The 13,800-nt window shown below is 71.5% G+C and carries 8 protein-coding genes and 1 pseudogene; 6 read left to right on the forward strand and 3 right to left on the reverse strand.

Annotated features, from left to right (window positions below; all coding sequences use genetic code 11):
- On the reverse strand, window positions 1-499 hold a 499-nt coding region (locus ACJ8AN_RS32265; protein WP_407759381.1), incomplete at its 3' end, for an RsbRD N-terminal domain-containing protein.
- Window positions 500-601: 102 nt separating this feature from the next.
- Window positions 602-883 (reverse strand): type II toxin-antitoxin system RelE family toxin, encoded by a 282-nt coding sequence (locus ACJ8AN_RS32270; protein WP_407759382.1) that lies wholly within the window; start codon window positions 881-883, stop codon window positions 602-604.
- 420 nt (window positions 884-1,303) lie between these two features.
- On the opposite strand from ACJ8AN_RS32270, the gene ACJ8AN_RS32275 reads away from it, so the two are divergent.
- Window positions 1,304-4,099, forward strand: a complete 2,796-nt coding sequence (locus tag ACJ8AN_RS32275) for a PAS domain S-box protein (RefSeq protein WP_407759383.1) — start codon at window positions 1,304-1,306, stop codon at window positions 4,097-4,099.
- A gap of 56 nt (window positions 4,100-4,155) precedes the next feature.
- Here ACJ8AN_RS32275 and ACJ8AN_RS32280 read toward each other — a convergent pair whose 3' ends face one another.
- Window positions 4,156-5,739, reverse strand: a complete 1,584-nt coding sequence (locus ACJ8AN_RS32280; RefSeq protein ID WP_407759384.1) for an ArnT family glycosyltransferase — start codon at window positions 5,737-5,739, stop codon at window positions 4,156-4,158.
- A 173-nt stretch (window positions 5,740-5,912) separates the two neighbouring features.
- Between ACJ8AN_RS32280 and ACJ8AN_RS32285 the strand changes: the two genes are divergently transcribed.
- From ACJ8AN_RS32285 to ACJ8AN_RS32305, 5 genes and pseudogenes are all read left to right on the forward strand, one after another.
- Window positions 5,913-6,806 (forward strand): tetratricopeptide repeat protein, encoded by an 894-nt coding sequence (locus tag ACJ8AN_RS32285; protein WP_407759385.1) that lies wholly within the window; start codon window positions 5,913-5,915, stop codon window positions 6,804-6,806.
- A gap of 321 nt (window positions 6,807-7,127) precedes the next feature.
- The gene (locus ACJ8AN_RS32290; protein WP_407759386.1) at window positions 7,128-10,739 is read left to right on the forward strand and encodes a PAS domain-containing protein; all 3,612 of its coding nucleotides are present in this window, start codon (window positions 7,128-7,130) and stop codon (window positions 10,737-10,739) included.
- A 7-nt stretch (window positions 10,740-10,746) separates the two neighbouring features.
- The gene (locus ACJ8AN_RS32295; RefSeq protein WP_407759387.1) at window positions 10,747-11,568 is read left to right on the forward strand and encodes an ABC transporter ATP-binding protein; all 822 of its coding nucleotides are present in this window, start codon (window positions 10,747-10,749) and stop codon (window positions 11,566-11,568) included.
- A complete protein-coding gene (locus tag ACJ8AN_RS32300; protein ID WP_407759388.1) occupies window positions 11,568-12,365 on the forward strand; it encodes an ABC transporter permease in 798 nt (265 codons plus the stop codon). The genes ACJ8AN_RS32295 and ACJ8AN_RS32300 overlap by 1 nt, the downstream gene beginning before the upstream one ends.
- Window positions 12,366-12,700: 335 nt before the next feature.
- A pseudogene (locus ACJ8AN_RS32305) lies at window positions 12,701-13,800 on the forward strand (serine protein kinase); the annotation flags it as partial.

Here is a 13,800-nt window from a genome sequence, read left to right on the forward strand (position 1 = left end):
ACACACAATCCCAAAACCAATCAAAACCCAACAGCGTGCGCTCGTGCGCCCGGGCATAGCGCGACACCGCGGCGGACACGGCCTCGTCGAACGTGCGGTTGAAGGACACCACCTCCCGCATCGCCTCCGCCATGCTCACCAGGCCGCTCGCCTGGGCGAGCTCGCCGTAGAGCTCGAGGATGCAGGCGCGCAGCAGCCCGTACTCCTCGGCCACCTCGTCCAGGTCGAACCCCGAGTCCAACCGCTCCAGGGCGTGCACCTCGGGCAGTCCCGCGAGCGTCTCGTGCTCCCCGGTCTGCACCGTGCTCACCACGCGGGAGATGCGCTCCAGCAGGTCCGGCAGATGGTCCAGCAGCCGGGGCCGCGACAACCCCCGGGACGAGGGCAACTGGCGCACCGAGCGCTCCCACGCTTCCAGGATGCGGGCGTGATGCTCCCGGATGAACGTGCCGAGGCTCAACCGCGCCTGTTTCGGGCCGAGGGATTCTTCTTTGACCATGCGAATGGTGGAAACACCGCACCCCCCTGGGTTTCAGCGTCCCCCGTCGAGGGCCCGGCTCCTCCGCATGGGGGGCGGCCGGGCGAGCCTCGCGTCCTGGCCTCAGAGCCGGGAGCGGACAATCTCCCGCAGCGTGAGGCGCCGGCGCACCGTGTCGACCTCATAGAGGGCGATGTAGCCCTCCAGGGAGATGGAGCGGGTGACGAGGGGCTCCGCCTCCCTCCTGAGGACTGGCGCGGGCGTGGGCGTCCGCAGCTGCGCCGCGATGCGCTCCAACTCCTGGCGCACGCGCTGGTACGTGTCCAGGGGCAGGTGTGCCAGCTGCTTCCAAGCCGAGGGACTGACCTCGACGCTGTATGTGTTGAGGCTCTCGGGACGCCGCATGCCGGGCCGCGTGCTTTGCACGTGCCAGGCCACTCGCGATCATCTGTCAGATTCAATACTTGCCCACGGCTCCCCCCGGCGGACTGACCTTTCTACAGCCGGCCATCGGCAACATTTACGGGTTCCTGCCTCCCGGGCTGCTCGAGTCCGGAGACGGGAAGCGCTCGCCCGCCGGTCCGGTTTTCTCCCGGTGGGAGCTTGCCCCCGATGCCGCTCCGGGCCTCCCTGCATATGTCCCTGGGGTGACCTCATCTCGGACTCCCGGGCTTGTCGGGCGGAAGGGGCGGCTGCACGCATGGGCTGCCACGAGGGGACTCGCCCCATGAACCAGGAAGCGCACACCGTCCGCACCGTCACCTCGCCCTGGAAGGACCCGGGGCAGGCGGCGCGTGGGCCTTGTTGGGAAGAGGAGCGGCGGCGATGAACCTCGACCCGCACCCGACCGGGCCCACCACCACCTCCCTGGCGGAGCTGCTGGAGGAGCGGCACGAGGAGCTCATCCAGCGATGGACGGGGCGGCTGCGCGAGGGGATCGCGCCGGGGGAGCTCTACCAGGCCGAGCTCGAGGACCATATCGGCGACTACCTGTGGGAGCTGGGCGCGGTGCTCCACCGGTACCAGACCGGGGAGGAGCGCGCGGTGCCGGAGTGGAGCCCCGGGGCCCGGGAGCATGGGGGCCAGCGCCTGCGCGTCGGCTTCGACCTCCAGGCGCTGGTGCGCGAGTACCATGTGCTGCGCGAGTGCATCCTCGACCTGGTGGAGGAGACGGGGGTGCGCGTGACGCTCGGAGAGGTGCGCGCGCTCACGGGCTTCATCACCACCAGCATCGCCGAGGGCGTGGCCGAGTACTCCCGCCAGCGCGACGCGGCCCTCCGGCTGAGCGAGGCGCGGCTGCACGCCCTGCTGGACGAGGCCCCCGCCTCCATCTACGCCAAGGACGCCGAGGGGCGCTACCTCTTCGCCAACCGCTACCTGGAGCAGCTCCTGGGGCGCCCGCGCGAGGAGATATTGGGCCGGGACGACTCCGTGCTCTTCCCCCCGGAGCTGGCCGACAACTACCGGGCCAACGACGCGCGGGTGATGGAGGGCGAGGTCTGCGCGTTCGAGGAGGTGGCCCGCACGCCCACGGGCCCGCGCACGTACCTGTCGGTGAAGTTCCCGCTGCCGGGAGCCGAGGGCTTCCCCGCGGCGCTCGGGGGCATCTCCACGGACATCACCGGGCGCAAGCGCGCCGAGCAGGCCCAGTACGAGAGCGAGGAGCGCTTCCGCCTGCTGGTGGAGAACGTGGAGGACTACGCCATCTACATGATCGACGCCGAGGGCCGGGTGCGCAGCTGGAACACGGGCGCCGAGCGCATCAAGGGCTACTCGGCCCAGGAGGTGCTCGGCAAGCCCTTCTCCTTCTTCTACACGCCCGAGGACGTCGCGGCCGGCGTGCCCGGCCGGTGTCTGGAGAACGCGGCGCGCCACGGCCACTGCCGGATGGAGGGCCTGCGCGTGCACAAGGACGGGCACCGCTTCTGGGCGGACGCCGTCATCACCGCGCTGCGCGACGAGCACGGGGTGCTGCGGGGCTTCTCGGACGTCACCCGCGACATCTCCAAGCGCAAGCGCGCCGAGCAGGCCGTGCGCGAGACGTCCCAGCGCATGCAGGCGATCCTGGAGACGGCCGTGGACGGCATCGTCACCATCGACGAGCAGGGCGTCATCCAGGGCGTCAACCCGGCCACCACCCGCATCTTCGGCTACACGCCCGAGGAGCTGATTGGCCGCAACGTCCGCATCCTCATGCCCGAGCCCTACCGCGCCGAGCACGACGGCTACATGGACAACTACCTGCGCACGGAGGTGCGCAAAATCATCGGCAACGGGCGCGAGGTGCAGGGCCGGCGCAAGGACGGGAGCGTCTTCCCGCTGGAGCTCTCCGTGAGCGAGACGCTGCTGCCCCAGGGGCGCCTCTTCACGGGCATGGTGCGCGACATCACCGAGCGCAAGCGCGCCGAGCGCACCCAGGCCTTCTTCCTGGAGGCGGGCACGGTGCTCTCCCAGTCGCTCGACCTGGGCACCACCCTGGACAAGCTCACCCAGCTGGCCGTGACGCACCTGTGTGACTACTGCATGGTGGACCTGCTGGGCGAGGACGGGCAGCTGCACCGCCTGGGGCTGGCGGCGCGCGAGCCGGAGAAGCAGCCCCTGCTCGAGCGCAGCCGGCCCTACCCGCCCCTGCTGGGCAGCCACAGCCCCATGGCGCGCGCCCTGGAGCGCGGAGAGGCCATCGCCGTGCCGGAGCTCACCTCCGCGTGGATGGATGCCGCCGCCCGCAACGCCGAGCACCGCGCCATCCTCGAGGAGCTCCACCCCAGGTCCGCGGCGCTCGTGCCGCTGATCGCCCGGGGGCGCAAGCTCGGCATCGTCAACCTCGTGTGGACGCGGCCCCATCCGAGCGAGTTCACGGCGGACCTCGAGGTCGCCAAGGGCCTGGCGGACCGGGCCGCCGTGGCCATCGACAACGCGCGCCTCTACCAGCAGGCCCAGGAGGCCGTCCGCGTGCGCGAGGACGTGGTGGCCATCGTCAGCCATGATTTGCGCAACCCCCTCAACGCCATCACCCTGTCGGCCACCGCCCTGCTCAAGCGCGAGGACATGGACGAGCGCACCGCCAAGGCCGTCAGCCGCATCTACGCCGCGGCGGACCGGGCCAGCGGGATGATTCGCGACCTGCTCGACTTCACCCTGGCGCGCGTGGGCGGCATCCCCGTGCAGCCCCGGCCGCTGGACTTCCACGAGCACGTGCGCCGGGTGGTGGACGAGGTGCAGGTGGCGCACCCCGAGCGGCACATCGACTTCCTCGCCCGCGGCGATGGCCGGGGGGAGTGGGACGAGGGACGGCTGGCGCAGGTCGTCACCAACCTGGTGGGCAATGCCCTGCAGCACAGCCCCGCGGGCACGCCCGTGCGGGTGTCCACCTGGAGCGAGGGCCCGGACGTGTGCCTCGAGGTCCACAACGAGGGCGGCCCCATCCCCGCCGAGCTGCTCCCCGGCCTCTTCGAGCCCTACCGTCAGGGGCCGGAGGCCGGCGAGGGCCGGGGCAGCCTGGGCCTGGGCCTCTACATCACCCGGCAGATCGTCCTCGGCCACCAGGGCACGCTGGAGGTGCGCTCCCTGAAGGGCGAGGGCACCACCTTCACGGTGCGGCTGCCCCGCCACCGGCACTGAGCGCCCGGGCAGCGGCGGGAGGCGGCCAGGCGTCTGTCACCTGGCCCCCACCGGGCTCAGCGGCGCCGGTAGACGTGGAGCGGCGCGGAGAAGCCGTCCTGCTCCTCGTACGCCACGCCGTCGAGGGTGAGCGTGCGGCCCTCCAGCTTCACCCCGGCGTCGCGCACCAGGGAGCCGCCGTCGAAGCGCACGAGGTACTCCGGCTGGGCCTCGCGCAGGTGCTTGCGGAACGTTTCCCAGCGCACGCGGGCGAGCCGCTCGTCCGGCAGCCCGGAGAAGAAGGCGAGCTGGAGGTCCATGTAGCTCGGGTCCATGTCCAGCACGGCCGCGCCGCCCTTCGCGGCCACCTCGTCCTCGAGGAAGTGGGCCACCCGCATGAGGGGCACGGGGTTGGTGGAGGTGGGGCTCACCGGGCGGAGGCTGTCGTGCAGGCCGCCATCGGCGCGGAAGGTGTAGAGGCCGGTGGCCACCGGCACGGCCAGCGCGAGCACCGAGCACACCGCGGCCACGGCCTTGCGAGCCCCCGCCCCGCGCACGGCCTCGAGGCCCGGCACCACGAAGGGCAGCAGCAGCGCCAGCTCCGTGACGGTGAAGCGCCCCAGGGGCTGGAAGTCCAGCAGCACCGCGGCGCGGAAGGTGAAGTAGACGGTGGGCACCACGGCGGCGAGCACCAGCCAGCGCACGTCCGGCCGCGCCCGCCACGAGCGCCACATGCCCACCATGCCCAGCAGCGCCACCCCCGGCGACAGCGTGAGCAGCGCCACCCCCGGCCAGAAGCCGAGGCTCTGCAGCCGGTACACCCCCGCGCCCATGCGGGCAATGCCCTCCTTCACCCAGTCCGCGTGGAACTGGTCCACCGCGTGGATGGGGAAGAAGGGGTCTCCATGCGCCATCTCGTTGCCCTGCATCCACAGCAGCGGGAAGGGCAGGCACAGCAGGCCGAAGCTCACCGCGCGGGTGAGGCCCGCCACCCGGTCCTCGCCCCAGAGGAGCAGCGCCCCGCACACCAGCGGCATGAAGAGCCAGGCGTCATAGCGCGTGGCGCACGCCAGGTTGAGCACCAGCGCCGCCCCGAAGAGGGGCCCCAGCCGGTTCTCGTCCAGCCCCTCGGCCACCAGCGCGAAGCACCACAGCATGAGGAAGAGCGAGAGCGCCTCGCTGGCCGCCGTGGTGGACATCTGCAGGTGCATGCCCCAGACGCTCAGCCCCAGGCAGGCCCACACGCCCGCGCGCCAGCCGAAGAGCCGCCGGGTGAGGGCGAAGAGCGGCACCACCGCCAGCACCCCGAAGAGCAGGCTCACCAGCCGGCCCGCGAGCGCCTTGTCCGCCACCACCTTCAGCGCCGCCCCCACCAGGTACAGGTGCAGCGGGCCGAACTGGTAGGCCCCATCTCCATACGAGGTGATGAGGTGCGGGGCCCGGGCCCAGCGCTCGGCCAGCTCCGTGCGCGCCACCGCGTCCCCGTAGAAGTTCTCGTTGACGGGCATCAGCAGCAGGCGCGGCAGCAGCGCCGCCGCGAGCAGCAGGCACACCAGCCAACGCGTCTGGGGCTCCGGCGCCAGGTCTGGCACCGCGGTGAGGGCGGGAGTCGCCCCGGAGGGGCGCGGGGGGGAGGCGGGAACGGTCGAAGCGGACGACATGCGGCCGCGCACAATACGCAGGCGCGGCCCAAAGCCAAGGGAGCAGCCCCGGAGTGCGGGTCTTTTTTCACCCGCTTTTCCCCCGCCCCGGGGTTGGCTGGAAGACAGACGGACGTGGTAGCTTCCGCACGCTCCCCGCCTCCCGGGGAGACCCAAAGGGGGATTCACCACACATGCTGTCTTCTCGTTCCCTGCGTCACGTCGTGATGGCGCTCGCGGCCACCCTCGCGGTGGGTTGCGCGCCGACTCTGAAGGTCAATGTCCTGCAGCCCGCCCGGGTGAACCTGGGTGCCGCCAAGCGCCTCACCATCGTGCAGACCGAGGGCCGCCGCGGCGCGCGCGACTTCCTCCTCGATGAGCTCACCCGCCAGGCCCGCGCCGGCGGCTACTTCCAGGTGACGGACCGCTCCGACGAGGGCATCGTCGTGAAGGTGGCCGGCCGCGCGGTGCAGATCGTCAACGCCGGCAACGGCCCCGCGCAGACCGCGGATGAGGTCGGCATGCGCCTCGACGTCAACGACTGGGACGCCGAGAAGAAGACCGAGACCTACACGGAGAAGGACAGCAAGGGCGTCGAGCACGAGCGCGAGCGGAAGTTCTACGAGGCCAAGACGGTGGCGAGCGTCACGGCCTTCACCTCCGCGGGCAAGGCGCTGCTGGCCGAGCAGGAGTACGAGACGGTGGGCCGGGGCCAGGACAAGGACGAGGCCATCGGCAACGCGGGCCGCGAGCTGATCGCCCGCGTGCTGGGCGACATCACCCCCACGTACGTGACGAAGGCCATCCGCATGGATGACGACGACAAGGCCCAGAAGCCCATCATCGAGGTGGCGCGTGAGGGCAACGTGCCGCGCGCCATCACCGAGATGGAGTCCTACGTGCAGGGCAACCCGCAGAACTCCGCGGCCCTCTACAACCTGGCGGTGCTGCTGGACGCCTCCGGCAAGTACCCCGAGGCGCTGGACCTGTACACCAAGGCCATCAGCCTGTCGGCCAAGGACTACTACGTCGACATGAAGGCCGAGTGCGCCAAGCGTCTGGCCAACCAGCAGGCGCTCGCGCAGTAAGCGCTCGCCGCGAATGAACCCCAAGGGGGAGCGCCATCCCGCGACGGATGGGGCTCCCCCTTTCTTTTTCCCCAGGCGCCGGACGCGGGGCAGGGACTCACGCCGGGCCCGGTGCGCTCCACGGCCTCACTCCCCGGTGCCATGGCCGCCCTCTCCCAGTGCCTCCAGGTGCATGGCCCCTTGGCAGGCGGCACAGGGGCGGCCCGGTTGTCACCTGGACGCGCTCACCTGTGTTACGGACCCGACGTGTGCGCCACGCCTCGCCAGCACCGGGCCCCCGGGTTGGGGCCGGCCGGGTGAGGCGGTGCACCGGAAGAAGGCATGGACACGACCTCCCCGAGCTCCACCCCCCCAGGCCTCGCCGCACCGGAGGGCCCTTCCACCGTCCGGCGCTCGCGCTGGTTGCCCCTGCCGGTGCTCGCCGGGCTCGTCGCGGCCTGGGTCGCCGTGGTGCTCATCGCCGGGCTCTTCCTGCGCTCGACCCATCAGCTCTCGCAGACCTCGGGCCGCGTGGCCCACACCCTGGACATCATCAACGAGGCGGAACAGCTGCTGTCCCTGGTGAAGGACGCGGAGACGAGCCAGCGGGGCTACCTGCTCACCGGCGAGGAGAGCTACCTCGCCCCCTACGATGAGGCGCGGCTGCACCTGGGCCCCACGCGGGAGCGCCTGCGCGCCCTCGTCGCGGACGATGCCAGCCAGCTCGAGCGGCTCGGCCGGATGGAGGCCCTCCTCCAGGAGAAGCTCGAGGTCATCGAGCGCACCGTCGCCCTGGCCCGCGCGGGCCAGGCCGCCGCCGCGCGCGAGAACATGCGCTCGGGCGGGGGGCAGAAGAGGATGAACGCGCTGCGCGTGCTCGAGCGGGAGCTGCGCGAGGACGAGCAGCTGCGCCTGGTGGGACACAACGCCCGGCTCGCCGGGGCGGCCAGGAGCGCCGACCTCCTCGTGCTCGCGGGCAGTGGCTTCCTGCTGCTGTTCATCGGCTTCACCGCCGCCTCCTTCCTGCGCGACGTGCGCTCGCGCGAGCACGAGGAGCGGCTGCGTTTCCGGCGCATCCTCGCGCAGGTGCCCGCGGCGGTGGGCATCTACCGGGCGCCGGACCAGGTGTGCGAGCTGGCCAACCCGGCCCTCCAGCGGCTGCATGGAGGCCGGCCGCTGCTGGGCCGCACGGTGCGCGAGGCCCACCCCGAGCACGCGGGCACCGGCCTTCAGGCCCACTTCGACGACGTCTTCCGCACCGGCCGGCCCTACACGGGGAGCGGGCAGCGGCTGCCGCTGGACGGGAACGACGGCGGCCAGCTCACCGAGGGCTACTTCAACTTCACCTACCAGCCGCTGCTGGACGCCCGGGGCCAGGTGGAGGCCGTGCTCCTCTTCGCGGTGGAGGTGACGGAGCAGGTGCGGGCCCGGCGCTCGGCGGAGGAGGCCCTGGAGCAACGCCAGCGGGCCGAGGCCGCGCTGCGCGAGAGCGAGGCCCACCTGCGCAGGACGTTGCAGGCCGCCGAGGTGGGCTCCTGGGAGCTGGATCTCCGCACCCGGAGCATGCGGTGGTCGCCCAACATCGAGGCCATGGTGGGCCTGGAGCCCAACACCTTCGCCGGCACCGCCGAGGCCGCCGCGGCGTTCGTCCACCCGGAGGACCGGGACAGGGTGCGGCGCACGCTCGACGAGACGCTGCGCACCCGGGGCGAGCTCCTGCTCAACCAGCGCATCCTCCGGCTCGACGGCGCCCTGCGCTGGCTGGAGGTCCGGGGCCGGTTGCTGCTCGACGAGTCCGGGCAGCCGGCGAAGGTGGCGGGCGTGGTGCTGGACATCACCTCCCGCGAGCACGCCGAGCAGCTGCGGCGCGAGTCCGAGGAGCGCTTCCGGCTGCTCGCGGAGACGCTCCCGCAGCTCATCTGGATTACCCGGCCGGACGGCTACACCGAGTACTACAACCCGCGCTGGTACGAGTACACGGGACAGACGCCGGAGCAGGCGCGGGGCTCGGGCTGGACGCAGGCCCTGCACCCGGGTGACTTCGAGCGCACGCTCGAGGCGTGGCAGCGCGCGGTGGCCACGGGAGCGCCCTACAGCATCGAGTACCGCCTGCGGCGGGGCATGGATGGGAGCTACCGCTGGTTCATCGCGCGGGGCCTGCCGCTGCGCGACGCGGCGGGACGCATCGTGCAATGGTTCGGCACCAGCACGGACATCGACGACCAGAAGCGCGGCGCCGAGTCCCTGCGCTTCCTGTCCGAGGCGAGCATGGTGCTCACGGCCTCGCTGGACGAGGCGGCGACGCTGCAGCAGGTGGCGCGCCTGGCCGTGCCGGTGCTGGCGGACTGGTGCCTGGTGGACCTGGTGGGCGAGGACGGCCACGTCGAGCGTGTCGAGGTGGCACACGCCAACCCGGGCCGGGCCGCGCTGGCGGACTGGCTGCGCTGCTTCCCCCCGGTGGAGAACCCCGAGAATCCCTCGGCCCGGGCGATGCGCTCGGACCAGACCGTCTTCATGCCGGAGGTGACGCGGGACTTCGAGGAGCGCTCCGCGCAGAACCCCGACCACCTGCGGGCCATCCGGGAGATGCGGGTGCGCTCCATGGTGGCGGTGCCGCTGCTGGCGCGGGGGCGGACGCTGGGCGTGCTGTCGTTCTTCATGACGGAGGACTCGGGCCGCCGCCACGAGCAGAGCGACGTGCTGCGCATCGAGGAGCTGGCGCGCCGGGCGGCCATGGCCCTGGACAACGCGCGGCTCTTCTCCCTGGCCCGGGCCGAGCGCCAGCGCGCCGAGGAGGCCAACCGGCTCAAGGACGACTTCCTGGCCACGGTGAGCCACGAGCTGCGCACGCCCCTCACGGCGATGATCGGCTGGGTGAAGATGCTGCGCAGCGGGCGGCTCGCCGTGGAGAAGCACGCGCGGGCGCTGGAGACGGTGGACCGCAACGCCCAGGCGCAGGCCCAGCTCATCGAGGACCTGCTGGACGTGAGCCGCATCATCTCCGGCAAGCTGCGGGTGGAGACGCGGCTGGTGCGCCTGGGCGAGGTGCTCCAGGCGGCGATGGAGTCGGTGCGTCCCGCGGCGGACGCCAAGGGCATCCGCGTGCTGGCGGAGCTCGACACCGGGGGCGACGGGGTGATGGGAGACCCCGGCCGGTTGCAGCAGGTGGTGTGGAACCTGCTGTCCAACGCGGTGAAGTTCTCGCCCGGGGACAGCCGGGTATGGGTGGGGCTGAAGCGCGAGGAGGGCTCGGTGGAGGTGACGGTGCGGGACGAGGGGCCGGGGATTCCCGCGGACTTCCTGCCGCACATCTTCGAGCGCTTCCGTCAGCTGGAGGGAGGCACCACGCGGCGGCACGGGGGGCTGGGCCTGGGGCTCGCCATCGTGCGCCACCTGGTGGAGCTGCATGGCGGCACGGTGCGGGCCACGAGCGAGGGCGAGGGCCGGGGCGCCACCTTCCAGGTGCGGCTGCCCGCCGCCGCGTCCCGCCCGGCCGCGCTGGAAGCCACGCCCGCCCGGCGCGCCACGGCCCCGCAGGCGCTCGTCTCGCCCCCGGCCGCCGTGCTCGCCCGGCGGTGCATCCTCGTGGTGGACGACGAGGAGGACAACCGCGAGGTGCTCAAGGTGATGCTGGAGGAGTACGGGGCGCGCGTGCTCACCGCCGCCTCCGCCGCCGAGGGCCTGCGGGCCGTGCGCGAGGGGCGGCCCGAGCTGCTCATCTCGGACATCGGCATGCCGGGAGAGGACGGGTACCGGCTCATCGCCCAGGTGCGCGCGCTCCCGGCCGAGGAGGGAGGGCAGGTGCCAGCGGTGGCCCTCACGGCCTATGCCCGGGTGGAGGACCGGACGCATGCCCTGACGGCCGGCTTCAACATGCATGTGGCCAAGCCCGTGGAGCCCTCCGAGCTGCTGACCATCCTCGCCAACCTGGTGACGCTCACGCCGGGGAATTAGGGCGCGGGTGACTCGCGCATTCACCCGGGCGGCGTTTTCGGGTGAGATGGGGGCGATGCCGGTGCCGCCGGAGGTGGAGGTCGTCGCCCTGGAGAAGACGTACCCGAGGCCGTTCTGGCCCTGGGCGCGGCTGCACGGCCGGACGGAGGCCCCCCGCACCGCGCTGCGAGGCCTCTCCTTCGAGATACGGACGGGCGAGGTGGTGGCCCTCATCGGCCCCAACGGCGCGGGGAAGAGCACCCTGTTACGCATCCTCTCTGGACTGCTGCTGCCCAGCGCGGGCACGGCACGGGTGGCCTCGCGCGACGTGGTGCGCGAGCGCCCCGAGTGCCGCCGCCACGTGGGAGCCGCGCTCGCCGATGACCGGGGCCTGTCCCCCCGCCTCACCGCGCGCCAGAACCTGCGCTTCTACGCCGCGCTCTACGGAGTCCCGCCGCGCGAGGTGGACGCGCGCATCGAGGAGTTGGCCGTCACGCTCGAGGCCCGCCGGTTGATGGACCGGGAGGTGCGCACCTGCTCCAGCGGGGAGCGGGCGCGGGTGGTGATGATGCGCGCGCTGCTGCACCGGCCGCGGGTGCTGCTGCTGGACGAGGTGACGCGCGCGTTGGACCCGGGGGCGGCGCGCCGGTTGCGCACGCGGCTGCTCTCGGACGTGGCCGCACGGGGGACGGCCGTGCTCTTCGCCAGCCACGACCTCGCCGAGGTGGAGGCGGTGGCCCACCGGGTGCTGCTGTTGGACGCGGGGCGCCTCGCCGCCACCGGCACCTTCGCCGAGGTGCGCCCCGCCGCCGAGGCCGTCTTCGCCGCCGTGCCCCGGGAGGAGGCGTGATGCGGCTGCTGCTCGCCTTCCTGCGGCGCGACCTGCAGATAGCGACGGCCTACCGGCTCAACGCGCTGCTGCTGCTCTTCGGCGGCCTCTTCACCCTTACCCTCTTCTACTTTCTCGCCCGCACGGTGGGCGAGGCCCCGCTGGTGCGGGGCCGCTACGGCACGGACTACTTCTCCTTCGCGCTGGTGGGGCTGGCCACCGCGGCGCTGCTGCGCGCCCTGCAGCGGGGTTTCGCGGGCGCGGTGCGCGCGGCGCAGAACGACGGCTCGCTGGAGCCCCTCCTGGGTGCGCCCCTGTCCACCGTCCACGTGGTGACATTGCTGGGGGCCTGGCCGGTGGCCAACGCCCTGCTGCGCACGGTGGGGTTGCTCGCCCTGGGAGCGCTGCTCTTCGGTGCCCGGCTGGACATCCACCCCGTGGCCTTCGTCCTCACCCTGCTGCTCAGCGCCCTCACCTTCTGTGCGCTCGGCCTGCTGTCGGCTGCCTTCGTGCTCGTCTTCAAGCGGGGCGATCCCTTCACCTACGCCCTCGACGCGCTGAGCTACCTCTTCGCCGGTGTCCTCTACCCCACGGATGTGCTGCCCCCGCTGCTGCGTGCCGGGGCCCGCCTGCTCCCGGCCACCCACGCCCTGCACGGCCTGCGCGAGTCCGCCCTGCGCGGCGCCGGCCCCGAGCAGCTGCTGCCCACCTGGACGGCGCTGCTCCTCTTCTGCGTGATCCTCTGGCCCCTGGCCGCGTGGGCCCTGTCCGCGGCGCGCCGACATGTAGAGCAGGCGGGGACCCTGCCCCACAGTTGAACGTCCGATTTCCACCCTTGCCCTCGTACTCTCGTTCACTGAAGGCCGAGTTTTCGCGATACCCCTCCCCGCACACGACTCCACCCTTATAATGGAGTGTGCCTTTTCACCCCGTGGAGGCGGGGCCCGCCGCATTGGCGACGAGCCCTTCCGACACGTGCTGGCCACGCGGTCCCACCCCGCGGCGGGGTCCCGAAAAGGGCAGGTCGACGGAGTCGTGTCGTTCGGGGACCCGGCGTGGGTGGGATTGGAATGGCCCATTACCCCCCCAGGTTCACTTTTTGGCCCTCCAAAGGCGCGAATTTCGCGCTTTCGGGGTGGCCCGAGGGAGAGACATGAAGGACGTTGAGAACAGAGGTTCGTGGGTCGCGAAGATCGCCGCGTTGCAGGACGCGAAGACCTACGCGGAGCTCAACTGGGAGGGCTCCTTCGAGGACTACCTCGAGATTGTCCGCAAGAACCCCAAGGTGACCCGCACCGCCTTCCAGAGGATCTACGACATGATCCTCTCCCACGGGAAGACGGAGTACATCGACAACAAGAAGAAGCTCATCCGCTACCACTTCTTCAGTGACGAGAAGTTCGGCGGCCGTGACGCCATCTTCGGCCTCGATGTGCCGCTGATGAAGCTGGTGAACGTCTTCAAGTCCGCGGCCCAGGGCTACGGCACCGAGAAGCGCGTCATCCTGCTGCACGGCCCCGTGGGCTCCTCCAAGTCCACCATCGCGCGCCTGCTCAAGAAGGGCCTGGAGGAGTACTCCAAGACGCCCGAGGGCGCCTCGTACACGTTCAGCTGGACCCTCGACAAGAAGGGCCTGGACGGCGCCACGGTCCGCGAGAAGATGAAGTGCCCGATGAACGAGGAGCCGCTCAACCTCGTCCCCCGCGAGTGGCGCGGCAAGATCTTCACCGAGCTGTGCCCGCCCGAGAGCGGCTACACCATCCCGGATGGCAGCGAGCTGTGCCCCGCCTGCCGCTTCGTCTTCAAGGACCTGATGACGCAGTACAAGGGCGACTTCGGCCAGGTGATGGAGCACATCCGCGTCAACCGCCTCGTCTTCAGCGAGAAGGACCGCGTGGGCATTGGCACCTTCCAGCCCAAGGACGAGAAGAACCAGGACTCCACCGAGCTCACCGGTGACATCAACTACCGGAAGATCGCCGAGTACGGCTCGGACTCGGATCCTCGCGCCTTCAACTTCGACGGCGAGTTCAACATCGCCAACCGCGGCCTCATCGAGTTCGTCGAGGTGCTCAAGCTCGACGTGGCCTTCCTCTACGATCTCCTGGGTGCCTCGCAAGAGCACAAGATCAAGCCCAAGAAGTTCCCCCAGACGGACATCGACGAGGTCATCATCGGGCACACCAACGAGCCCGAGTACAAGAAGCTCGAGACCAACGAGTTCATGGAGGCGTTGCGTGACCGTACGGTGAA

This window comes from Archangium sp. (assembly GCF_045802675.1).
GTDB lineage: Bacteria > Myxococcota > Myxococcia > Myxococcales > Myxococcaceae > Archangium.

Excerpts from the sequence above, each read along its gene's own strand:
- ACJ8AN_RS32270 (WP_407759382.1), bottom strand. The coding sequence starts at position 883 with ATGCGGCGTCCCGAGAGCCTCAACACATACAGCGTCGAGGTCAGTCCC.
- ACJ8AN_RS32275 (WP_407759383.1), top strand. The coding sequence starts at position 1,304 with ATGAACCTCGACCCGCACCCGACCGGGCCCACCACCACCTCCCTGGCG.
- ACJ8AN_RS32280 (WP_407759384.1), bottom strand. The coding sequence starts at position 5,739 with ATGTCGTCCGCTTCGACCGTTCCCGCCTCCCCCCCGCGCCCCTCCGGG.
- ACJ8AN_RS32285 (WP_407759385.1), top strand. The coding sequence starts at position 5,913 with ATGCTGTCTTCTCGTTCCCTGCGTCACGTCGTGATGGCGCTCGCGGCC.
- ACJ8AN_RS32290 (WP_407759386.1), top strand. The coding sequence starts at position 7,128 with ATGGACACGACCTCCCCGAGCTCCACCCCCCCAGGCCTCGCCGCACCG.
- ACJ8AN_RS32300 (WP_407759388.1), top strand. The coding sequence starts at position 11,568 with ATGCGGCTGCTGCTCGCCTTCCTGCGGCGCGACCTGCAGATAGCGACG.